The sequence below is a fragment of the Flavobacterium sp. CFS9 genome, assembly GCF_041154745.1.
Taxonomy (GTDB): domain Bacteria; phylum Bacteroidota; class Bacteroidia; order Flavobacteriales; family Flavobacteriaceae; genus Flavobacterium.
In genome coordinates, this window is sequence record NZ_AP031573.1 from 3,420,722 (window position 1) to 3,442,235 (window position 21,514).

19 protein-coding genes and 1 pseudogene are annotated in these 21,514 nt (G+C 35.7%); 8 read left to right on the forward strand and 12 right to left on the reverse strand.

Annotated elements, in window-relative coordinates:
* Positions 1 to 101: 101 nt before the first annotated feature.
* The 3 genes from ACAM30_RS14470 (at position 102) to yajC (ending at position 2,744) form a co-directional block, all read left to right on the forward strand.
* Complete coding sequence (locus ACAM30_RS14470) at positions 102 to 1,211, forward strand: Glu/Leu/Phe/Val dehydrogenase (protein WP_369615311.1); 1,110 nt, start codon at positions 102 to 104, stop codon at positions 1,209 to 1,211.
* A gap of 232 nt (positions 1,212 to 1,443) precedes the next feature.
* Positions 1,444 to 2,355, forward strand: a complete 912-nt coding sequence (nusB, locus tag ACAM30_RS14475) for a transcription antitermination factor NusB (RefSeq protein WP_369615312.1) — start codon at positions 1,444 to 1,446, stop codon at positions 2,353 to 2,355.
* Between the two features lie 113 nt (positions 2,356 to 2,468).
* Positions 2,469 to 2,744, forward strand: a complete 276-nt coding sequence (yajC, locus tag ACAM30_RS14480; protein ID WP_369615313.1) for a preprotein translocase subunit YajC — start codon at positions 2,469 to 2,471, stop codon at positions 2,742 to 2,744.
* 326 nt (positions 2,745 to 3,070) lie between these two features.
* On the opposite strand, the pseudogene ACAM30_RS14485 reads toward yajC, so the two are convergent.
* The 3 genes and pseudogenes from ACAM30_RS14485 to ACAM30_RS14495 form a co-directional block, all read right to left on the reverse strand.
* Positions 3,071 to 3,648: pseudogene (locus tag ACAM30_RS14485) on the reverse strand (YdeI family protein).
* Between the two features lie 14 nt (positions 3,649 to 3,662).
* Positions 3,663 to 4,940, reverse strand: a complete 1,278-nt coding sequence (pepT, locus tag ACAM30_RS14490) for a peptidase T (RefSeq protein WP_369615314.1) — start codon at positions 4,938 to 4,940, stop codon at positions 3,663 to 3,665.
* 212 nt (positions 4,941 to 5,152) lie between these two features.
* Positions 5,153 to 6,283, reverse strand: a complete 1,131-nt coding sequence (locus ACAM30_RS14495) for a formylglycine-generating enzyme family protein (protein WP_369615315.1) — start codon at positions 6,281 to 6,283, stop codon at positions 5,153 to 5,155.
* A gap of 366 nt (positions 6,284 to 6,649) precedes the next feature.
* On the opposite strand from ACAM30_RS14495, the gene ACAM30_RS14500 reads away from it, so the two are divergent.
* A complete protein-coding gene (locus ACAM30_RS14500) occupies positions 6,650 to 7,684 on the forward strand; it encodes a quinone-dependent dihydroorotate dehydrogenase (protein WP_369615316.1) in 1,035 nt (344 codons plus the stop codon).
* On the opposite strand, the gene ACAM30_RS14505 is transcribed toward ACAM30_RS14500, so the two are convergent.
* Both ACAM30_RS14505 and ACAM30_RS14510 read right to left on the reverse strand, forming a co-directional pair.
* On the reverse strand, positions 7,670 to 8,386 hold the full coding sequence (locus ACAM30_RS14505) for a DUF3307 domain-containing protein (RefSeq protein ID WP_369615317.1): 717 nt from the start codon (positions 8,384 to 8,386) through the stop codon (positions 7,670 to 7,672). The two genes, ACAM30_RS14500 and ACAM30_RS14505, sit on opposite strands and share 15 nt — an antisense overlap.
* Positions 8,383 to 8,997 carry a SatD family protein gene (locus ACAM30_RS14510; protein ID WP_369615318.1) on the reverse strand — a complete coding sequence of 205 codons (615 nt, stop codon included), beginning with the start codon at positions 8,995 to 8,997 and terminating at the stop codon, positions 8,383 to 8,385. The genes ACAM30_RS14505 and ACAM30_RS14510 overlap by 4 nt, the downstream gene beginning before the upstream one ends.
* 208 nt (positions 8,998 to 9,205) lie before the next feature.
* Here ACAM30_RS14510 and ACAM30_RS14515 point away from each other — a divergent pair, with 208 nt between their 5' ends.
* The 4 genes from ACAM30_RS14515 to guaB all read left to right on the forward strand — a co-directional run bounded on the left by ACAM30_RS14515 (position 9,206) and on the right by guaB (position 13,794).
* Positions 9,206 to 10,072, forward strand: a complete 867-nt coding sequence (locus tag ACAM30_RS14515) for a hydroxymethylglutaryl-CoA lyase (protein WP_369615319.1) — start codon at positions 9,206 to 9,208, stop codon at positions 10,070 to 10,072.
* 78 nt (positions 10,073 to 10,150) lie between these two features.
* Positions 10,151 to 10,705, forward strand: a complete 555-nt coding sequence (locus tag ACAM30_RS14520) for a hypothetical protein (protein WP_369615320.1) — start codon at positions 10,151 to 10,153, stop codon at positions 10,703 to 10,705.
* Positions 10,702 to 12,105: a DUF5723 family protein gene (locus ACAM30_RS14525; RefSeq protein ID WP_369615321.1), complete on the forward strand. Its 1,404-nt coding sequence runs from the start codon at positions 10,702 to 10,704 to the stop codon at positions 12,103 to 12,105. The genes ACAM30_RS14520 and ACAM30_RS14525 overlap by 4 nt, the downstream gene beginning before the upstream one ends.
* A 216-nt stretch (positions 12,106 to 12,321) precedes the next feature.
* A complete protein-coding gene (gene guaB / locus ACAM30_RS14530) occupies positions 12,322 to 13,794 on the forward strand; it encodes an IMP dehydrogenase (protein ID WP_264529384.1) in 1,473 nt (490 codons plus the stop codon).
* 73 nt (positions 13,795 to 13,867) lie between these two features.
* On the opposite strand, the gene ACAM30_RS14535 is transcribed toward guaB, so the two are convergent.
* The 7 genes from ACAM30_RS14535 to ACAM30_RS14565 all read right to left on the reverse strand — a co-directional run bounded on the left by ACAM30_RS14535 (position 13,868) and on the right by ACAM30_RS14565 (position 21,504).
* Positions 13,868 to 15,067, reverse strand: a complete 1,200-nt coding sequence (locus tag ACAM30_RS14535; protein WP_369615322.1) for a hypothetical protein — start codon at positions 15,065 to 15,067, stop codon at positions 13,868 to 13,870.
* A 116-nt stretch (positions 15,068 to 15,183) separates the two neighbouring features.
* Entirely contained in the window at positions 15,184 to 16,326 is a 1,143-nt protein-coding gene (locus ACAM30_RS14540) for an FAD-dependent oxidoreductase (protein WP_369615323.1), read from the reverse strand.
* Between the two features lie 219 nt (positions 16,327 to 16,545).
* Entirely contained in the window at positions 16,546 to 17,421 is an 876-nt protein-coding gene (locus tag ACAM30_RS14545) for a L,D-transpeptidase (protein WP_369615324.1), read from the reverse strand.
* An 86-nt stretch (positions 17,422 to 17,507) separates the two neighbouring features.
* On the reverse strand, positions 17,508 to 19,001 hold the full coding sequence (locus tag ACAM30_RS14550) for a S41 family peptidase (RefSeq protein ID WP_369615325.1): 1,494 nt from the start codon (positions 18,999 to 19,001) through the stop codon (positions 17,508 to 17,510).
* A 39-nt stretch (positions 19,002 to 19,040) separates the two neighbouring features.
* The gene (locus ACAM30_RS14555; protein WP_369618655.1) at positions 19,041 to 19,622 is read right to left on the reverse strand and encodes an NUDIX domain-containing protein; all 582 of its coding nucleotides are present in this window, start codon (positions 19,620 to 19,622) and stop codon (positions 19,041 to 19,043) included.
* Between the two features lie 56 nt (positions 19,623 to 19,678).
* Entirely contained in the window at positions 19,679 to 20,950 is a 1,272-nt protein-coding gene (locus ACAM30_RS14560; RefSeq protein WP_017495398.1) for an adenylosuccinate synthase, read from the reverse strand.
* A gap of 95 nt (positions 20,951 to 21,045) precedes the next feature.
* A complete protein-coding gene (locus tag ACAM30_RS14565; protein WP_017495397.1) occupies positions 21,046 to 21,504 on the reverse strand; it encodes a Fur family transcriptional regulator in 459 nt (152 codons plus the stop codon).
* Positions 21,505 to 21,514: the final 10 nt, after the last annotated feature.

A 21,514-nucleotide genomic window follows, 5' to 3' on the forward strand; every position in this document is an offset into this window, starting at 1 on the left:
TTATTTTAAAGATAATAAATTAGCACATGTATATTTTTTATATAAATTTGAGAAGTCTTTTTGACATATTCATAATTTTAACAAAATAATATAGTAGCGCTATGGATGCAACTTTCGCAACTGGAAAAGAACTTCAGAAAATGGATCCTGTTTTTGGTCAATTGTCTTTTGACGATCACGAACAAATTGTATTTTGCAATGACAAAGATACAGGTTTAAAAGCAATTATTGGTATTCATAATTCGGTTATGGGACCAGCTTTGGGAGGTACTAGAATGTGGAATTATAATACTGAATGGGAAGCATTAAACGATGTTTTGCGTCTTTCAAGAGGTATGACCTATAAATCAGCCATTACCGGATTGAATATCGGTGGAGGTAAAGCAGTAATTATTGGTGATGCTAAAACGCAAAAAACACCTGAATTAATGCGTAAGTTTGGTGAATTTGTTCACTCTTTAAGCGGTAGATATATTACTGCTGAAGATGTTGGAATGGAAACAAAAGACATGGACACTGTTAGAGATGTAACACCTTATGTTACAGGTATCTCTGAAGAAAGAGGTGGTTCAGGAAATCCTTCTCCAATAACTGCTTACGGTGTTTATTTAGGAATGAAAGCTGCCGCTAAAAGTAAGTTTGGTACTGATGTTTTAGAAGGTAAAAAAGTTTTAGTTCAGGGAATTGGTCACGTAGGTGAAGCTTTGGTTGAGTATTTAACTAAAGAAGGAGCAATCGTTACCATTACTGATATCAATGAAGAGAAATTATTTCAGGTAGCTTCAAAATACAATGCTTCAATCTATTCTGGTGAAGATTTATATACTGCTGATGTTGATATCTATGCACCATGTGCAATGGGAGCGATCATCAACGATGCAACTGTAGATAAAATTAAAGCTAAAGTTATTGCCGGAGCAGCTAACAATCAGTTGGCTGACGAGAATGTTCACGGAGCAAGATTACAGGAAAGAGGAATTTTATACGCTCCTGATTTCTTAATCAACGCTGGTGGAATCATCAACGTATATGCTGAATTAGAGCACTACGGTAAAGCTGAAATCATGACAAAAACCGAAAATATCTATAATACAACTTTAGAGATTATCGAGTATGCTGTGAAAAACGGAATGACAACGCATAAAGCGGCTCTTACAATTGCTCAAAATCGTATCGATTTGAGAAAAATTGAAAACGCAGCTAAGAAGTAATTTTTAGTTTGTAGTCTCAGTCCCGGTATTCAGTCTCAGTTTCATGCGTGAAAATTGTGACTGAGTACTGGGATTTTTTATAAGGTTTAAACAATACTGAAAACTGCAACTGAACACTGTGACTTTTTTACAAATTAATTTTATTATAAAGAGTTAAATACTTACTTTTGCAGACTAATTTTTAAAATGTTCTTACAAGGTGGTAAATAGAAGACACATACGCGTTAAAGTAATGCAATCCATTTATGCAATGCATCAAAGCGGTTCTGATAATATGGAAAAAGAAGAGAAGTTTCTTTTTTACAGTATTGACAATATTCAGGATCTATATCTTATAATGCTTTCTTCATTGATTGAAATTTGCAAAAAAGAGTCTGTTTTTTTACATCTTTCAAGTAAAAAACATCTTGCAACCGCTGCAGAACGTAATCCGAATGAAAAATTCATAAAAAACAAAATTTTTCAACTTCTGGCCGAAAGTAATTCACTTAGTATTGCTTTAGAAAATCGTAAAATTAACAACTGGAACCTGAACGACGATTATATTATTTTACTTTTAAATGATATTAAGTCAAGTGCTTTGTATGCAAAATACATGAGTACTACAACCAATACTTTTGAAGAAGACAGACAATTTGTGATTGATTTGTTTGCTGAAGTAATTGTTCCAAATGAAAAATTATATGAGTATTTAGAAGATGATAAGTTAACCTGGGTTGATGATATTCCGGTTGTAAATACACACATCATTAAACAATTAAAAGCGATTAAAACGGAAGATCCGGACGATTTCAGAGTGCCTAGATTGTACAAAGATGTTGAGGATAAGGATTTTGCTAAAGATTTGTTCAGAAGAACAGTTTTAAACGAATCGGTTTTTGCAAAAGAATACGATGATAAAACGCCAAACTGGGACAGCGAAAGGATTGCGGAAATTGATACTATTATTTTAAAAATGGCGATCTGCGAATTTTTAAAATTCCCTTCTATTCCGGTAAAAGTAACTCTTAACGAATATTTAGAAATTGCAAAAGAGTATTCTACTCCAAAAAGTAGTATTTTTATCAACGGAATTTTAGATAATCTGGTTAAAGAGCTTACAGCGAATAAAAAGATGATCAAAGTAGGCCGTGGTTTAATGTAATTGAGAAGAATTTCCAATTTTTTAAATTCCAAATCCCAATTGAGTTGTCGTTCTGAGTACTGCCTAAGAGCCGGAAAAACAAATATTAATAACAAAAATAAAAACTGAATACTATGCAAGATTTAATGAAATTTGCGCCTTATTTACTAATGTTTGTCGTGTTATATTTTTTTATGATCCGACCACAACAAAAAAGAGTTAAAAACGAAAAAGAATTTGAAAGCAGCCTAAAAGTAGGTGATAAAATAATTACTAAAAGTGGTTTTCACGGGAAAATCGTTGAGCTTGCTGAAACTAGTGCGGTGATCGAAACAATGTCCGGGAAATTGAAAATTGAGCGTTCAGCGATTTCTATGGAAATGAGTTCTGCTTTGAATAAAAAAGCTTAATTTTTTCTTCGAAAAAAGAAACTTCAAAATAGTAAATCCCAAATTCCAAATGGAGTTTGGGATTTTTTTTTGGTTTAAAAGAAGTTTGCCTCAATCTTGTCATTTCGAGGAACGAGTGATCACACAAGTAATTCGACAAAGATTGGTGACGATTGGGGTGGAATTGCTAATGTGATTTGCTTTGCCTGTTTGTTATCTCCCGAGTCTTGTTTCTCGAAATGAAAGTACTTTGTGTAAATAAAAAAAACCTTTGTTTAAAGTTTTAAACTTCGAACAAAGGTTTTGTATGGGTTGGTATTTGGAATTTTTAAAATTTGAAATTCCGTTTACCTGTATTTATCATTCAATCCGATGTTTTCTAATATCATCGGAATTATTTTTTCAATTCTCGAAAGTTTGGTTTTTTCCTGCTTGGCAGTTTCTATGTACTCCAGAAACTCATGTTGCTTGTACGGGCTGAATTTTTGAAATGCTTCTGCCAAATCGGGATCCTGATCCAGTTCTTTCTGAAAAAACTCAGAAACAATAGCTTCCTTTTTTGCAGGTCTAATGACTTTTCCTTGTTTTTCGTTTTCAATGGCTTCTGAAATGTAGGTCAAAACTTCTGCCTCGTTTACCTGATCTTTTGAGGTAAAACGCCATTGACGCAAAGATTTTGTTTTGTCTTCCTGAGCATTGATCAATCTCTTTTTTTTATCTTTCAGGAAAACACCGTTGAAGAACCAAATTGTGAAATACTCTTTAAAGCCTCCTATGCCGATAACATTTTTTTGTTGTATACATAAACGGGACCGCCCCATTTTACGGTTTCAACCAGTTCGGTTTTATCAATAATAGATTTCAGGAAAAGGAGTTCTTCTTCCCAATTGTTGACTTTATCCCAAACGTGTTTTTTATCGGACATGCTTTTCCTTTTCGTTATTTTTTTCTTTTCGGTTTCTCAGGAGTGTCAAAAATACCCGGAATTGCCGTTAATTCAGCAATCTTTACAATAACATCAGTTGCTTTTTGCATGCTTTCGGCAGGAACATATTCGTATTTTCCGTGAAAGTTATGACCACCTGCAAATATATTCGGGCAAGGAAGTCCCATGAAAGATAATTGCGATCCGTCTGTTCCGCCACGAATAGGTTTGATGATAGGTTTGATGCCTAATTCTTTCATTGCTTTTTCGGCGATATTAACGATGTGTTTAACAGGAAGTACTTTTTCTTTCATATTATAGTACTGATCTTTTACTTCGGCAATTACAATATCCTCTCCGAATTTTTTCGCAAATTTCTTATTGATTTTTTTTGCAATTTTAGCAATTAAATCTTTGCGTTTTTCAAACTTTTTCTTGTTGTGATCGCGGATAATCAATTCTAAAACAGTTTCTTCAATGCTTCCGGTGAGGTGGTGAACGTGGAAAAATCCTTCGTAACCTTTAGTTTCCTGTGGCGTTTCTCCTTTTGGAAGTTCGTTGATGAAATCGTTGGCAATCAACATTGAATTGATCATTTTTCCTTTGGCGTAACCCGGATGAACGCTCTTTCCTTTAAAAGTGATTTTGGCTCCGGCTGCATTAAAGTTTTCATATTCTAATTCACCAATCTGGCTTCCGTCCATAGTGTAAGCCCATGCGGCGCCAAATTTTTTCACATCAAAATGATGTGCACCACGGCCAATTTCTTCGTCAGGAGTAAAACCAATTCTAATTTTTCCGTGTTTAATTTCCGGATGCTGAATTAAGTATTCCATAGCAGAGACGATTTCAGTAATTCCTGCTTTGTCATCGGCCCCTAATAAGGTTGTTCCATCAGTTGTAATAATGGTTTGTCCTTTGTATTGTAATAAATCTTTAAAATAGTTGGGAGATAAAATGATGTTTTTCTCAGCATTTAAAACGATGTCTTTTCCGTCATAGTTTTCAACAATCTGAGGTTTTACATTTGCTCCGCTAAAATCAGGAGAAGTATCAAAATGAGATACAAAACCAATGGTTGGAACTTCATGATCAACATTAGAAGGCAAGGTAGCCATAATGTAAGCTTTGTCGTCTATGGTAACATCTGATAGGCCAATTGTCTTTAATTCCTCTACTAATTTATTGGCAAGATTCCATTGTTTTTCTGTACTTGGAGTTGTTTTTGAATTTGGATCTGACTCAGTGTCAATAGTTACATAACTAACAAAACGATCTATGATATGTTGCATTTTTTTATTTTATTTTTAGGCAAATATAAGTAAATAGTTAGGGGTTGTAAAGCCATAAATTATGAAAACTATAAATTAGGCTGAAAAAGGTTGACACAAATTTCATTGATTTGCGCTAATGATAGAAAGTTAAAATCCAATTTCATGAATTTAAACTCAAGAAATTGGATTTATAAGTAGTATGACAAAGATTATTAGTAGATAAAAAAATCTTATTGAACACATCTGAAACCGATATGATTGGCTGGTGATTTGTAATCTCCTTTTCCTCTGGTGCCTACCATATAGCGGGTACAATACTGATCGGTACATAAAAAAGATCCGCCACGCTGTACTTTTTTCGGCAGCCCCGGTTCTGAAGGATCATAAGAAGATTCAGGGCCCTGAGGGTTTTTGATAACCTGATCCTTTTTACTGATTATTTTGTAATAGTCTGCGGTATACCAGTCATTGGTCCATTCCCATACATTTCCTCCAATATCATAAAGACCATAAGGGTTAGGGGCAAATTTTGCGGTGGGGGCAATCCCAATATAACCGTCTTCACCCGTGTCTCCTTTTTCAACAGGAAAGTGTCCCTGATAAATGTTGGCCTGAAATTTTCCTTTTGGTTTTAAGGAGTTTCCCCAGGCATATAACTGACCTGATTTTCCGCCACGGGCAGCAAATTCCCATTCCGCTTCGGTTGGCAGTCTTTTTCCGGCCCATTTGGCATAAACGGCGGCATCGTCATAAGAAATCTGAACAACGGGATAGCTGCCTTTTCCTTTTATAGAACTTCCTGCTCCTTCAGGATGTCTCCAGTCAGCGCCATGCACATAAGTCCACCATTGCATATAGTTGTTGAGATCAACTTTGGCAGGAGTAGGGGTAAATACGGCCGATCCGGCAACGAGGTTTTCTAATGGAACATCGGGATATTCTTCATGAGTAGGTTTTATTTCCGCTAAAGTAACATAACCAGTTGCTTTTACAAAAGCTTCAAATTGGTCGTTGGTGACTTCAGTTTTATCCATGAAAAATCCATCTACATAAACGCGGTGTATGGGTGCGGCGTCTTTGGTAACTCCTTTTATGCTGCATAAACTTTCATCTTCAACATTACTTCCCATTGAGAATTCTCCACCCGGAATCCATACCATTCCTGCAGGAGTTTTACCAATAGGTTTGTTTTTATTTTCGATTGTGGGTTGAAACAATGATTCCTCTGTGGTATTTGGAATTTCGTCACAATACATCGCCGTTAACTTTTGTTTCGGTTCTCTAAGTTTAGTATAGCCGTAAGTAATTGTAATAAGGGAGATGGTTAGAAGGGCAAAAATCCAATACGTTTTATTTTTCATGACGAATGTTTTTATCGAATAGTAGTTGCGGGTAAATTTAAGAATAAAGTTTATAAAGTGTTCTTTTTAAACTCTATTTATTTTATAAAGTTAATAGTATTATTGTTTTTTGCTTGTTAAGTATTGATGTAGTTGTAGTTAGTTTTGTGGTTGTGATGTTTAAGGATTTCGTTTTCTGTTTAAATTGTTGTAATGAAATTATGAAAAAGAGGATTTTTGATTGCGGCAAAAATCATTTGAACAAAGAAATATAGGGTCAAAACCTTATGTAATTTGTTTTCGCAAAAAGAAGCCATTTTCAAAGTATTATAATTAAATTTGCACCCGAAAAAACAACAACAACAACAACAACAACAACACACTACTATGTATAAATCGATAATTCGCCCGATACTTTTTGGGTTTGATCCTGAAGAAGTCCATTACTTTACTTTTTCATTCGTTAAATTCATTTCAAAAATCCCCGGGGTTTCATCAATTATCAGATCAATTTACGAAGTAAAAGACAGTCGTCTGGAGCGTGAAGTTTTTGGAATTAAATTCAAAAATCCCGTAGGTTTGGCGGCAGGATTTGACAAAGACGCCAAGCTGTACAAAGAATTATCAGATTTCGGATTCGGATTTATCGAAATTGGAACCGTAACTCCTGTCGGACAGGAAGGAAACCCTAAAAAACGATTGTTTCGACTAAAAGAAGACCAGGCAATCGTCAACCGAATGGGATTCAATAATGGCGGAGTTCTGGAAGCTGTAGAACGTTTGAAAAAGAATTCCGGAGTTTTAATTGGTGGAAATATCGGAAAGAACAAGGTAACGCCAAATGAAAATGCAGTAGACGATTATATCATTTGTTTTGATGCCCTGTTTGATCACGTAGATTATTTTGTGGTCAATGTAAGTTCGCCAAATACACCTAATTTACGTGCATTACAAGACAAAGAACCTCTGACGGATCTGTTGCAAACGCTTCAAAACAGGAATACAGAGAAACAAAAAACAAGTACTCAAAAGATAAAACCAATTTTACTGAAAATTGCTCCGGATCTTACAGATGAGCAGTTATTAGACATTATTGATATTGTAAAAACAACTCAGATTGCGGGTGTGATAGCGACCAATACTACAATTTCACGTGACGGATTGCAATCTGCCAATAAAGTAGAAACGGGTGGATTGTCAGGGAAGCCACTAACAAAACGCTCGACGGAAGTCATTCGTTTTCTTTCGGAAAAAAGCAACAAAGCCTTCCCGATTATTGGAGTAGGTGGAATTCATACTGCCGATGATGCAATCGAGAAATTGAATGCAGGAGCGAGCCTGGTACAATTGTATACCGGTTTTATTTATGAAGGACCGGCTTTGATAAAAGCAATCAATAAAAAGGTTTTAAAGCAATTGTAAAAGCAGTACCTGAACGATTAGTCCTGTAGCAATAGCGCTTCCAAAACTAATTAACGTACCAATTAAAACATATTCGGTTAGTTTTCGGTCTTTGGCTTCTTTTAGATCGCCAAATCTAAAAATAGATTTTGCGGCTAACAGGAAACCAATGGCCTCGAAATGTCCCGTTAGAATAAAACAGAAAACAAATAATCTTTCTAATATGCCAATGTAGTTTCCGGCTTTGGAGAGTGAGTTTTCATTGTGACTGCTTTGACTTTCGGGATTCCAGATCGATATAATGGTTTTAATCAGAATAGAAGTTGGTTTTGTAATGAATAAAATTCCTGTGGCTAAAATCCAAAATTGATTGTTGAGCCATAGAAAATGAACCGTTTTACCATTATAGAGAAAAGCAACGCCAATTAAAACTAAAAGATGCAGTACCTGATCTGCTACAAACCAACTGCGTTTTGTTTTATTTTTCTGGAAATGGAGTTTGATTAAATCGATAACACCATGCGATACGGCAATTAGCAAAGCATAAGGAAGAAATTGAATTTCTCCGACTAAAATTGCTGCCAGAATTCCATGTAAAAGAATATGAAGATATAAATAAATACTTTTGTGTTTTTTGGCTTCTTTATCGACTACCCAGGAGTTAGGTTGTGCAGTGAAATCACCCAGTAAATGTGCTAAAAGTAGTTTTATAAATAAAATCATAGCGTTGTAAGTTGGTTTATTTGTGTTCTGAAATAGCGGTCTAAACTCAATATTAAATCAAACTGTGCCCGTTTTTGTCTTCGGCTTACGGCAGCTCTTTTGATGCCTAATTTCGGAGCTAATTCTTCTTGCGACAAATTTGGATTTTCTATCGCAATTGCCACAAATTCGGCAGATTGAGCAGGCCAGTTGTCCATAAAAGTAAGAGCAAGCTGAAGCATTAAATTCATTTTTTCATCGATAGCCGTATCGCCGGTTCGTAATGCTAAATTTACTTTTAGTTTCTTTAAAGTCTCAAAAAGTTCACCTGAGTGTATAAAGGCAGAACCATTGCTTTCAGAGACCTTTTCAGCATCATGTGTTTTATCTCCAATACCAATGCTCATTCGGGCGTCCAGTTTTAAAGCTTTTAAATGTGCTTTAATAAGGATGGCTGCCAATAAAGCTTCTTCGGGATTCTTTATTTCAATTTGAAATTCATCCCCTCTGTATATTTCCCATTGAAGAGGCGTATCTCCAAAAGGAGATAAGATTCTCTTTAAAGATTCTACCCAGTCTTTTGATTTTTGCTTTCTGGAATCGATTATATCCCCTGTGATTACACTAGTCATAGTTTCAAATATAAATAAAAAGAATAATAATAGTATTACAAATGTAGCTAATATTTTTCAATGTTACGTTTTTGTGTAACATTGTAAATTGTTACGTTTTTATGTAACATATTAAAGTGTTACCTTATCGTGTAATACAATTAAAGAAAATTATAACTTTTATTTCTTTAAAAAAGAAGTTAACTTAGCCTGCATAAAAGAATAAGCTTTGAATAAAGAAATCAAGATTATCGAATGTCCACGTGATGCTATGCAAGGCATCAAAACTTTTATACCTACTAAAAATAAGGTTTCCTATATACAGTCTTTACTGAGAGTGGGTTTTGATACTATCGATTTTGGAAGTTTTGTGTCTCCAAAGGCAATTCCTCAAATGCAGGATACTGCCGAAGTTCTGGCTCAGCTTGATTTGTCGCAGACAACAAGCAAATTGTTAGCGATTATTGCCAATACACAGGGGGCAGCGCTGGCCGCAGCACATCAACCTATTCAATATCTGGGATTTCCTTTTTCGATATCTGAAAATTTTCAGATGCGAAACACCCATAAAACAATCGCTGAATCTTTAATCACGCTCGAAGAAATTCTTGAAATCGCCGATCAGAAAAATAAAGAAGTAGTGACCTATCTTTCGATGGGGTTCGGAAATCCTTACGGGGATCCGTGGAATGTGGAGATCGTGGGCGAATGGACAGAAAAATTGGCGGGAATGGGAGTTAAGATTCTATCACTTTCAGATACCGTTGGTAGTTCTACACCGGAAGTAATCACGTATCTTTTTTCCAATTTAATTCCGAAATATCCGCAAATTGAATTCGGAGCACACCTGCATACCACGCCAAACAGTTGGTTTGAGAAAATAGAGGCAGCTTCGAACGCAGGCTGTACCCGTTTTGACGGTGCTATTCAGGGGTTTGGAGGCTGTCCGATGGCAACCGATAAGCTGACAGGTAATATGCCGACCGAAAAGCTGATTTCGTATTTTACCTCCAATAAAAAAGTGACAGGTTTGAATTCTCTAAGTTTTGAGAGTGCGTACAATGAAGCATCAAAATTATTTGGAAAATTTCACTAGAAAAAGCTTATATTTACTTACCAAAAACAAATAAGTAAGTAATAGCAAATTAACGTTGCTAGTATTTAGGAAAATACTATGAGACCAAATTTCATAAAGAGAATTTCTCAGATACTATTTCTATCTGTCCTATTTTCATCATGTTCCAGTGATCTGGATTTTGATCAGACTAAAGATTTTAAGCTGGAACCTGCTCTTGTAGCGAATCTGGCTTATTTTAATGTTCCGGCAGCTTCCTTTGTCGATAACGGTACAGAGCAGCAAATAGCATTTGATGTTCAGGAATTTGATATTTTCAAAGAAAAATACTTCAACGATCATCTCGTTAAAGCCGAGTTTAATTTTGAAATGGAGAATACCATCAATAGAGCTTTTACACTCAATGTATTACTTCTCAGTGCCAGCGATCAAATTCTTCAAACCATAACACTGGCAGTTCCTGCTTACTCAGGAGGAACAAATGTTATAAAATATCCTACCGAAGTATTCGAAAATCAACGATTAGATTTATTGAAACAGACCCGTAAACTTGGCTTTGTAGTGGTTATGGCACCAGGTCCGCCTTTAAACGGAAGCAGTACAGGAAGTTTAAAATTACGCTCAAGTGCAACCGCTTATATGGTAATTCAATGAGAAAATTATACTTAGTTCTGATAGTCGTGTTTCAGTTTTCTTGCTTTGCTCAAAATAAAGAATTACTGTATAATTTTACCGCCATTCCGCAATCTTCACTTGTAAATCCGGGAGCAGATGTAGCTTATAAATACTATTTTGGAGTTCCTGTTTTATCCGGAATTTCAGCAAATTTAGGGTCAAGCAGCTTTTCGGCTTATGATTTATTTGCGAATAACGGGGTGAATTTCAACGATAAGGTTCGAAATGTTATTAATAAATCATCCAGTAGAGATAAAACGCAGATCAACCAGCAGCTTGAACTGTTTTCAGGTGGTTTCAGAGTAGGAGGAAAAGACAGCCAGTCGTATGTTTCTTTCGGGGCTTATCAGGAATTTGATTTTTTAATGTATGTTCCGAAGGATCCCGCTATATTGGCATTAGACGGGAATAAAGATTATATAGGTAAGTCATTCAATTTATCCGATTTAAATTTAAGAGCCGAAGTACTTTCTGTGCTTCATGTTGGATTTCATAAAAAAGTAAGCGAGAAACTGGTTTTGGGAGGTCGTGCCAAAATCTATTCGAGCGGAGCAAATGCAACATCAACCCGAAATTCAGGATATATTTATACCGGACAGGCTGCTGGAACACCTAATTTATACACCCAGACGATTTCGTCTAACTTAGAGATAAAGACTTCAGGTATTGCTGCATTTACAAAAGATGAATATGAAGGAGATATTCCGAGAGATATTGCGCACAATACTTTTTTTAACGGAAGTTTAGGTTTAGGACTTGATGCCGGTTTTACCTATTATTTTAAGGATAATCTTCAGCTTACTGCAAGTATTGTTGATTTGGGTTTTGTGAGACAGTCTAAAGATGTAGAAACCTTAACCTATAAAGGAACGTATCATTACGAAGGTGTAAATCCAAATTTTGATAATTCAAATGAACCGAAGAATATCTTTGATGATTTTGATAAAGCCATACCACGTGACACACTTTATAATAAGTACACCACCTTCAGACCAACAAAATTCTATTCTTCCCTTCAGTATTCTTTTGGTGAATCACGTTCGGATGAAGATTGTAATTGCCATGGAAAAGTCACCCGAAAATATGTCAACGGTGTAGGAGGACAGCTGTTTGCAATGTCTATGCCTGTAGAACCTTTTGTGGCATTAACCGCTTTTTACAGACGCAGTATTTTTGAAAAATTAGATGTAAAGGCTACTTATACAGTTGATTCTTATTCAAGTAAAAATATTGGTTTAGGACTTGCAGGTACAGTTGGAAAACTGAATATGTATCTTCTGGTCAATAACCTCTTAGAACTAAAAGATGTTTCAAAAGCCAACAGTATGGCGTTCCAGTTCGGATTTAATTTTGTTTTTAACGACAATTCGGAAGAATAGTGGTTTTAAAAATTCCAAATTCCAAATTCCAGGTTTCAAGTTTCAGGTTTCAAGTTTCAGGTTCTAACAATTGGAATTTGGAATTTCAAAACTTGGAATTTATCATACTGTTCATTTGTAAGATTAATTCCTTAACTATAAATTTAAGAATAACTTAGCATTCAAGTTAGCAATTTATTTACTATATTTGCACGCAATTCAACTAGAAATTGCACCATGATAGCACACAACTCCAAGATTATCGGCGAAGGTTTAACTTACGACGATGTATTATTAGTACCTAACTACTCGAATGTGCTTCCCCGCGAAGTGAGTATTAAATCAAAGTTTTCACGAAATATAACGCTAAATGTTCCTATAGTATCAGCTGCTATGGATACCGTTACCGAAAGTTCTATGGCAATTGCTATGGCTCAGGAGGGCGGAATTGGTGTTTTACATAAAAATATGACGATCGAGCAACAAGCTGCGAAAGTTAGAAGAGTAAAACGTGCAGAATCAGGAATGATTATCGATCCGGTAACTTTACCAACAAATTCAACTATTGCAGATGCTAAAAATGCAATGAAAGAATTCGGAATTGGTGGTATTCCAATCGTTGACGAAAATAAAATACTAAAAGGAATCGTTACCAACCGTGATTTGCGTTTCGAGAAAAACGGAGCAAGACCAATTGCTGAGGTAATGACCAGTACAAACTTAGTAACTGTTGCTGAAGGAACTTCTTTAGAGCAGGCTGAAGTAGTTTTACAAGGACATAAAATCGAAAAATTACCGGTGGTAAATGCTAATAATGAATTAGTAGGTTTAATCACTTTTAGAGATATCACAAAACTGACTCAAAAACCAATCGCTAACAAAGATGTTTACGGACGTTTGAGAGTTGCAGCGGCAATTGGAGTAACCGGTGATGCTGTTCAAAGAGCGGAAGCTTTAGTGGCAGCAGGTGTTGATGCCATTATCATCGATACTGCTCACGGACATACTGAAGGTGTGGTAAATGTATTAAAAGAAGTAAAATCAAAATTCCCTCAAATAGACGTAGTAGTTGGAAACATTGCTACTCCGGAAGCGGCTAAATATTTAGTAGAAAGCGGTGCTGACGGTGTAAAAGTGGGTATCGGACCTGGTTCTATCTGTACAACCCGTATCGTTGCCGGTGTTGGTTTCCCTCAGTTCTCAGCAGTTCTTGAAGTAGCTGCGGCTATCAAAGGAAGCGGTGTTCCGGTAATTGCCGATGGTGGAATTCGTTACACAGGAGATATCCCTAAAGCAATTGCTGCAGGAGCTGATTGTGTAATGTTAGGTTCGTTACTGGCAGGAACAAAAGAATCTCCGGGAGAAACAATTATCTTCGAAGGAAGAAAATTCAAATCGTATCGTGGAATGGGTTCTGTTGAAGCGATGCAGGGTGGATCTAAAGATCGTTATTTCCAGGATGTTGAGGACGATGTTAAAAAATTAGTTCCGGAAGGAATTGTGGGACGTGTTCCTTATAAAGGAGAATTAAACGAAAGTATGCTTCAGTTCATTGGCGGTCTTCGTGCCGGAATGGGATACTGTGGTTCAAAAGATATTCCAACGTTGCAAGAATCAGGACGTTTTGTTAGAATTACTTCAAGCGGAATCACTGAAAGTCACCCGCATAACGTAACCATTACAAAAGAAGCTCCAAATTATTCCAGATAATTTTTAGTTTTTTCTATAAAACAAAAGGCATAAGAATGAATTTCTTATGCCTTTTTTGATTTTTTATATAGGGCTATTTTTTTACAGCGAGTAAAAACTCGTTTGTTATTTTATAATCCTTGTTTTTGACAATGATTTTATAATTTCCGGGAGTAAGTATTAAGTTCCCTTTTTTACTGTTATCTAAGATTTCTATAACATCAGCAGGGATTCCTTCATTCTCAAATTCATTAATTCGATAGGCCAAAACTAATGCCGGAAATTCTTTTATTTTTGAGTTTGGAATAGTGTAATTTTTTCGATTTCCTGATAAATCCAGCCAGTCTGGCCTTTCGTTCTTGTATTTAGTAATGGGGTGTATGATGGCACAGTCTACCTTCTGGGTGTTGTTCATGGGGCCGTTGAAGGCATTACCATCAGTATCGATCAGTATTGCCGGATACGCTACATTCGTGATTTGAATATAAGGCTGGTTTAATTTTGGATCTCCTCTTTCTGAGTACCGAACCTGACCAATAGTAAATGGATTTATTCCTGTAATTTCTGTTAGTCTTCCGGCCATTGCTTTTTCCCAGGATTTAATTGATGGTGTGCCTTCGATAATATGATCGTATCCGCAATGAATTAAAAATTTTCCGTCAGGGTTGTTGTTGATCCACTTGGCAATGTTTTGTGCTTGTTTAATTTCACGGTCTTTTCCGCTTAAATTTGGAGTTTCGAAGTCTTCATAACCAAATACGGTGAAACCTATTTTTAGAGCGGTATCAATTAAATTGCCAAATTGAGATTCTTTGGTATAGTATCCGCTCTCTAAAACAGGAAATTTTCGCTTATTTACTAAAGAATCGGAAAGAGCTTCAAGACCCAGAAAGCGAAAACCATTATCGTAAAGTCCCTGTAATAATGAAGTTGTAAATACCCGGTGTCTGGCATTGTTGTGCGCTTCATTTAGGATAATGACTTTTTCCTTTTTCGATCGGTTAACGATGTAGTTTTTTGCATTTTCAGGATGAAATTTTGTTAGGTACAAACTATCTTCTTTGGTTAATACAGGTATAGTTGCCCCATTTTTATCCCAGGTTTCAAGTGCTTTTTTGTAATAGCCGCCCACAGAATAGTCAGTTGCTCCGGTTTGGTATTTCCATTTTACACTATCTTTTTCAATCTTTGAATCGATATCTTTAGAGAATTGATAGATTTCTTTTTTTGCTTGAGAATGTACTGTTATTAACACAGAAAAAGATAAAAGTGTTGAAAGGAAAAGTAATTTCATGGATTTACAGTAAAGAATTTTGGAATACTAAAAATAGAGAAATATAAGTTTTTACCAACAAAAAAGACATAAGATTTAGTGTCTTATGCCTTTTTTAGTTTTAATTACTCGATTTTTTAGCCAATCCTGCTATTTAATATGTCTTCTGTTGTGTTGTCAGAATGCAGTAAAATTTCCATTTTGGAGGTTTCACACTGTGCTTCTAAAGCGTATTTGAACATTTTTTTCTCGTAATCAGTAATAGCTTCCTGAATGGTTTCAAACTTTCCGTTGGTTAAATTTTCCGTTAAATGATAAGCATCAAATAATCCCATATTAACACCTTCACCTGCAAAAGGAGGCATTAAATGCGCTGCATCACCAACAAGAGTAATATTGGAGTGTTCTTTCCAGGAATCTTTTAAGGAGAACAAACGTAAAGGCAGTCCTGAAAAATCGGTTGCGGCATTAAAGAATTTTTTATAATCGTCGCTCCAGTTTTTAAAAGTTTCGTTCAAAAAAGCTCTAACTGCGGTGAGATCTTCAAAATCAATTCCGTTGTTTAAAACCCAATTTTCATCTGCTTTGAAAGAAACTCCAAAATGCACCGAACCATCACGTAAGGTATGAGTGTAAAACATTTTGTGTTCTCCCATTGCCATTACATTTCCGTCTCCATATTTAGGTTTGAATTCCGGATAATCACGATCCGGATGAGCAATTTCTCCCTGAATGATGTACGTTCCTGAAAGTTGAGGTTCCAGATTGGTTACAAATTTTCGGGCGTTCGATCTTCCGCCATTGGCCACAATTACAAAATCAGCGGTCGCAGTAGCCCCATTCTTAAATTCTAAATGATATTGCGCTCCGGTTTTCTCGATATGGGTTAAATGACTGTCCCAAACTACTGTGTTTTCTGTTAGATTTTCCAGCATGATTTTTCGTAAATCATTGCGGTCGATTTCAGGACGTGAATAGGCGTTTTCTTCAGTAGGCATTTCAGTAGAAGTAATGTTACCGTGCATGTCAGCCATTTTTTCGCCGGTCGGACGGGCATATTTGTAGAATGCGTCCATTAAATCTGCTTTGTCAATTGCTTTCTGACCGGAATCAGAATGAATGTCAAGTGTTCCGCCGGAAGTTCTGGCCTGGGCGTTCAGATCTCTTTCGAATACTCTTACTTCAGCACCATTAATTTGTAGAATTCGGGCTGTTGTTAAGCCAACAGGTCCACCGCCAATAATGGCAATCTTTTTGTTTTTTATAAGGGAATGGTTCATGTCTTATTTGTGTAAGTTGGTTTAATAATGTTGCAAATATATAAATAATAAATGAACGTTTATTCATTTATTAAAAAAAGTTTAAATTGAAGATTGTAAAGGTCCAAAGGTTCAAAGGTGCGGGAAGGGAGAAGTTTTGTGAAATAAAAAAATCAGTTAAAACCATTTCTTAATGATTCTAACTGATTTGTATTGTTTGTGTTTAATTAAAAATCTTATTTATGGGGTAGCGGCTGGTTCAGCCTCTCTAAGTTTTTGATTTTCCAGAATTTCTTTTAAAAAAGGCTGTATTTGTGTTTCAATTTGGGATTCAGAGAGATCTAATGCTTTAGGATTTTTTACTAATGCCAGCCAGGGTTTTGCCGCATCAAAAGGGTAGCTTCCAAAAACGATCACCGGAGTTCCTTTTACTTTTATGTTTTCGCGGTCTTTTAAGATCCATTCATCGGCCCATTTGTAAAGATTTTTAGCGTCGTTTTCCTGTAATCTCAAACAAGAATGTGATGCAGGATATCCTGGTAAATCATACTGGTGAAATCCCACCCCCAGTTTGTTTTCGATGTTAAAATTCCATTTTAAGTCCCATTCGTCATTGAAAGTACTGGTTGTTTTTTCGGCTTTCCAATTGGTAAAGAATAATCCGGTTGGAGTAGGATCTTTTTTCCTTCCCATATTAGTAGGGCCTGTGTAGAGGAGTTCTCCATTTTCATAAGCGGCAAATACCTGAGAAGGATAGGAAAAAAGAATCACTTTTGAAACCTCTTCTAAAGCGGTAACATGCAGAGGAAACGGAAGATAATACACCAAATCACCAGTGAAATCGGCAGGAAGTATAACCGAATCCATTTTTACGAAATTTTTCTGATCGGTTCGGTTTAGAGCGTAGGCAATGCGAAGTTTACTGCTGTCGGATGCATTAGTTTTAAGCCATTCTTTGGTGTTTTCAAAGTGATAAGAGATCGATTTTGGTTTTTTATACTCGATCTTTTTTTTGGATTTAGCCTTAGATTCAACTGTTTCGTTCTTTTTGCAAGATGCGGTTAAAGCCAGAATAATGAATAATAAAATACCTGAGGTGTAGCGTAACTTTCTCATAATTGCATTTTTTATACTAGTAAAGTTATTTGATTACTAGTCAAATCGTTTATACAATTACCTGAATAGTTTATTGGATTTTCATTTTATTTCTGCTCAATTAATTTCAAAGTATATTCAAACTGCGTATCCTTATTTTGTACAAAATCGTCAATTGTTTGTTTGACTTCATGATCGGGAATTACGCCCCTTCCAAAAAGCTGATTGAGTTTCGTAGGAGCATCCTGTTCTAAGTTGACAATCGAAAATTGCGTTTTTATTTTTGTATTTGGGAGTTCGTATTCAATAGGTGTATGTCCGTTATGGCCATAGTAACCTCCCATTGTCTCTTCTCCAATGATTATGGCATTGGTATGGCCTGCAACTAAAGAAGCAAAGAGTGATCCCGCCGATGCGATTCTGGGACTAATTAATAAATAAATCTGCCCTTTAAAATTATTTTTGTCTGGCTGTAATAAACGATTGAATTTGGGATCTTGCAGATATATTTTGCCTTTCAATTCCGGGTATTCTTCTTTAAGTTCAGCTTCAAATTCATGGAGTTCTTCGACCTTTTTTTGAGGTTCTGTTTCTTGATACACAAAATACTGCGGGTACGGAATTTTTTGAAAATTAATAAATGCCGATGTGTTTTCCTGATACGGTTTTTGTGTCAGATAAGAAAAAGCGACAAGGTCGTTAGGATCGCTTCCACCGCCATTACTACGAACGTCTGCAATTAAGTTTTTAATTTCGGGATGAAGCGAGAGAAACTGAAAGCAGCTGTCCAGGTATTTTTTATAGACTAAATGCTCTTTGTCCTCTGCATTCATGCCAATTGCAAAAGTAGGTATAGAAAGTAATGCCGTTTTAGGAGTTGCGAGTTTGAAAGTGTATTTGTTTTTAATTTCTCCATAATACAGGCTATCAATAGGTAAAGAATGTCGGTTTTTAAAGTTTTCTTTTCTTGTCTCGTTTGAAACAGCAAGAACTTTTTTGGATTGTTTTTGAGTTTGATCAGGAAGTGAATATTCGACCAAAAAATGATCTTTCGGACCGTATTCCAGTTCGAAATACCTTCCAAATGAAGCGCTGATTCCGATTGATTTGCCAGAAAGATTATAACCGTCCGTCGTGTAATATTTATAGAAACGAGAGATTATTTTCTCGATTTTAATGCCGTTGATTTTATGAATTTGAGATCCAATAGGAATTTCGGAATTCTTAAAATTGACAATTATTTTATTATCAAGTAGTTTTACAGGATACGGAAAGAAAACTTTTCCTGATGTATATTTTTTTAGAAATTCATCAGGAAGAGTTGTATTGTTGTGCACACTGCCTTCGAAGTCAGTGATTTTGAGGACTATTTTGTAGAAATCCAGTAGTGATTTAGGCTTTTTTAATTCTAAAAACGCCCACGAATAAATACTGTCGATCTGCTTTTTGGTGCGGTATTTATAAACCCCTGAATTGGCTTTTTCTCTAATTTCCTTAAAAGTCGATAAATCCTGTTTTAGTTTTGCGGCAGGCCATTTTTCATTTTGTGAAAAGAGAAAAAACGGAAAAAACAGAAAAAAGAATGTTTTAAAATGGAGCATTTAATAGATTTTAGTTTTATCTAAAATACTCAAAAAATCTTAAATTAAACCTTTTATTTTGGCATGCTGCAATAATAAAATCGTTTTTGCATCTGTGATTTCGCCGGATTCAATCATGGCATAAGCTTCGTCAAAAGTATATTCCAGAACCTCTATGTTTTCTTGTTCAGCGTCTAGTCCGCCACCATCGTTTACTTTCATGGTCTCGTCATATTCTCCCACAAAAAGGTATAAAATTTCGGTTACTGATCCCGGTGACATATAGGTTTCGACAACCTTTTGCACTTTTTGCAGGCGATAACCGGTTTCTTCTTCCGTTTCGCGAATAATTGCCTGTTCCGGATTGTCCTGATCTAAAAGTCCTGCGCAAACTTCAATCAGCATTCCGGTTTTATTTCCGTTTAGATAGGTAGGCAGACGAAATTGTCGGGTTAGAATAACGGTTTTTTTAGAGGTATTGTACAATAAAATGGCAGCTCCATTTCCACGGTCATACACTTCACGGATATGAGATTCTATTTTGCCATCTTTCATTTCGTAATCAAAAGTTACCTTGTTCAGCAGGTACCAATTGTCTGATAGTAATTGAGTTTCGGTAACTTTAATTTTTGGATTTTTCATCATTAGAAATGCTTGGTATAAAAAAAACGCTCTGATTATCAGAGCGTTTAGAGGTGTTATTTTGTTATCGTTTGCTTTCTGTCTGGTCCAACCGATACAATTTTGATCGGTACTCCAACTTCTGCTTCAATAAACTCAATATATTCTTTTAGCTCAACCGGTAATTGATCGTAAGTTGTCATTCCTGTTAAGTCAGCTTGCCATCCTTTAAACTCTTTGTAAACAGGAGTTACGTTTTCAGGCTCGATGTTGTAAGGAAAGTGAGAGATATTTTCTCCTTTGTAGTTGTATGCAGTACAAACTTTTAGAGTTTCAAATCCCGAAAGTACATCACCTTTCATCATCATCAACTGAGTAACTCCATTTACCTGAACGGCATATTTTAAAGCTACTAAATCCAGCCATCCACAACGTCTTTGTCTTCCTGTAACCGATCCAAATTCGTTTCCAACTTTTGCCATTGTTGCACCTACTTCGTCAAAAAGTTCAGTAGGGAATGGACCGCTACCTACACGTGTAACATAAGCTTTGAAAATTCCGTATACTTCTTTGATTTTGTTCGGAGCAATTCCTAAACCGGTACAAGCTCCGGCAGCTGTAGTGTTTGAAGAAGTTACAAATGGATAAGTTCCAAAATCAACATCTAATAAAGAACCCTGAGCTCCTTCACATAAGATTGATTTACCAGCTTTTTGAGCCTGGTACATGTATTCTTCACTATCAATAAAATCTAATTTCTTTAATTCTTCAATCGCTTCAAAAAACTCTTTTTCAAGTTCAGCTAAATTGTATTGAATCGCTACATCATAAAAAGCAATCATAGCTTCATGTTTGTCAGCTAATGCTCTGTAACGCTCTTTAAAGTCTTCCAGTTCGATGTCTCCAACACGCAATCCGTTTCTTCCGGTTTTGTCCATGTAAGTTGGTCCAATTCCTTTAAGAGTAGATCCGATTTTTGCTTTTCCTTTAGAGGCTTCGGAAGCAGCGTCTAATAAACGGTGTGTTGGTAAAATTAAATGTGCTTTTCTTGAAATGATCAGTTTGCTTTTGATATCAAGGTTAAATTTCTCTAAACCTTCGATTTCTTTTTGGAAAACCACCGGGTCTATTACTACACCATTACCAATGATGTTTACTGATTTTTTATGAAAAATTCCGGAAGGAATGGTTCTAAGTACGTGTTTAATTCCGTCAAATTCTAATGTATGTCCTGCGTTTGGTCCCCCTTGAAAACGTGCAATAATATCATAATTTGAGGTAAGTACGTCTACAATTTTTCCTTTACCTTCATCTCCCCATTGTAATCCTAGTAATAAATCTACGGTCATTCTCTTTTTAATTTGCGTTGAGGCAATCCGTGTTGCCCCACTGATTAATGTAGTTAATTTTCTTTTTTATATTTTCTGAATAATACCTTTCGGAATTATTGTTTTTGCTTTTTGTTTCCGTAGAAATACAACGAATGATTTGTAATTTCGATATCAAATATTTCTTCGATTGTTTTTTTGATGGTCTGAATTCTTGGATCGCAAAATTCAATTACCTCACCGGAATCAGTCATGATAATATGGTCATGCTGTTTATCAAAATATGATTTTTCGTAGTAAGCCTGATTTTGCCCAAATTGATGTTTTCTAACCAAAGCGCAGTCTAACAAAAGCTCAATCGTGTTGTACAATGTAGCTCTACTCACACGATAGTTCTTGTTTTTCATTTTGATGTATAAGTTTTCAATATCAAAATGTTCTTCGCTATCGTAAATTTCCTGAAGTATAGCATAACGCTCAGGAGTTTTGCGATGCCCTTTTTGCTCAAGATACAGTGTAAATACATTTTTTACAATTTCTTGATTTCTAGTGTTGTCAGTTGAAATGAGTGTCATATCCGGCAAA

Bases quoted from the DNA above. Each gene is read 5' to 3' on its own strand.
- ACAM30_RS14470 (WP_369615311.1), top strand. From the start codon at position 102: ATGGATGCAACTTTCGCAACTGGAAAAGAACTTCAGAAAATGGATCCT.
- nusB (WP_369615312.1), top strand. From the start codon at position 1,444: ATGCAATCCATTTATGCAATGCATCAAAGCGGTTCTGATAATATGGAA.
- yajC (WP_369615313.1), top strand. From the start codon at position 2,469: ATGCAAGATTTAATGAAATTTGCGCCTTATTTACTAATGTTTGTCGTG.
- pepT (WP_369615314.1), bottom strand. From the start codon at position 4,940: ATGCAACATATCATAGATCGTTTTGTTAGTTATGTAACTATTGACACT.
- ACAM30_RS14495 (WP_369615315.1), bottom strand. From the start codon at position 6,283: ATGAAAAATAAAACGTATTGGATTTTTGCCCTTCTAACCATCTCCCTT.
- ACAM30_RS14500 (WP_369615316.1), top strand. From the start codon at position 6,650: ATGTATAAATCGATAATTCGCCCGATACTTTTTGGGTTTGATCCTGAA.
- ACAM30_RS14505 (WP_369615317.1), bottom strand. From the start codon at position 8,386: ATGATTTTATTTATAAAACTACTTTTAGCACATTTACTGGGTGATTTC.
- ACAM30_RS14510 (WP_369615318.1), bottom strand. From the start codon at position 8,997: ATGACTAGTGTAATCACAGGGGATATAATCGATTCCAGAAAGCAAAAA.
- ACAM30_RS14520 (WP_369615320.1), top strand. From the start codon at position 10,151: ATGAGACCAAATTTCATAAAGAGAATTTCTCAGATACTATTTCTATCT.
- ACAM30_RS14525 (WP_369615321.1), top strand. From the start codon at position 10,702: ATGAGAAAATTATACTTAGTTCTGATAGTCGTGTTTCAGTTTTCTTGC.
- guaB (WP_264529384.1), top strand. From the start codon at position 12,322: ATGATAGCACACAACTCCAAGATTATCGGCGAAGGTTTAACTTACGAC.
- ACAM30_RS14535 (WP_369615322.1), bottom strand. From the start codon at position 15,067: ATGAAATTACTTTTCCTTTCAACACTTTTATCTTTTTCTGTGTTAATA.
- ACAM30_RS14540 (WP_369615323.1), bottom strand. From the start codon at position 16,326: ATGAACCATTCCCTTATAAAAAACAAAAAGATTGCCATTATTGGCGGT.
- ACAM30_RS14545 (WP_369615324.1), bottom strand. From the start codon at position 17,421: ATGAGAAAGTTACGCTACACCTCAGGTATTTTATTATTCATTATTCTG.
- ACAM30_RS14550 (WP_369615325.1), bottom strand. From the start codon at position 19,001: ATGCTCCATTTTAAAACATTCTTTTTTCTGTTTTTTCCGTTTTTTCTC.
- ACAM30_RS14555 (WP_369618655.1), bottom strand. From the start codon at position 19,622: ATGAAAAATCCAAAAATTAAAGTTACCGAAACTCAATTACTATCAGAC.
- ACAM30_RS14560 (WP_017495398.1), bottom strand. From the start codon at position 20,950: ATGACCGTAGATTTATTACTAGGATTACAATGGGGAGATGAAGGTAAA.
- ACAM30_RS14565 (WP_017495397.1), bottom strand. From the start codon at position 21,504: ATGACACTCATTTCAACTGACAACACTAGAAATCAAGAAATTGTAAAA.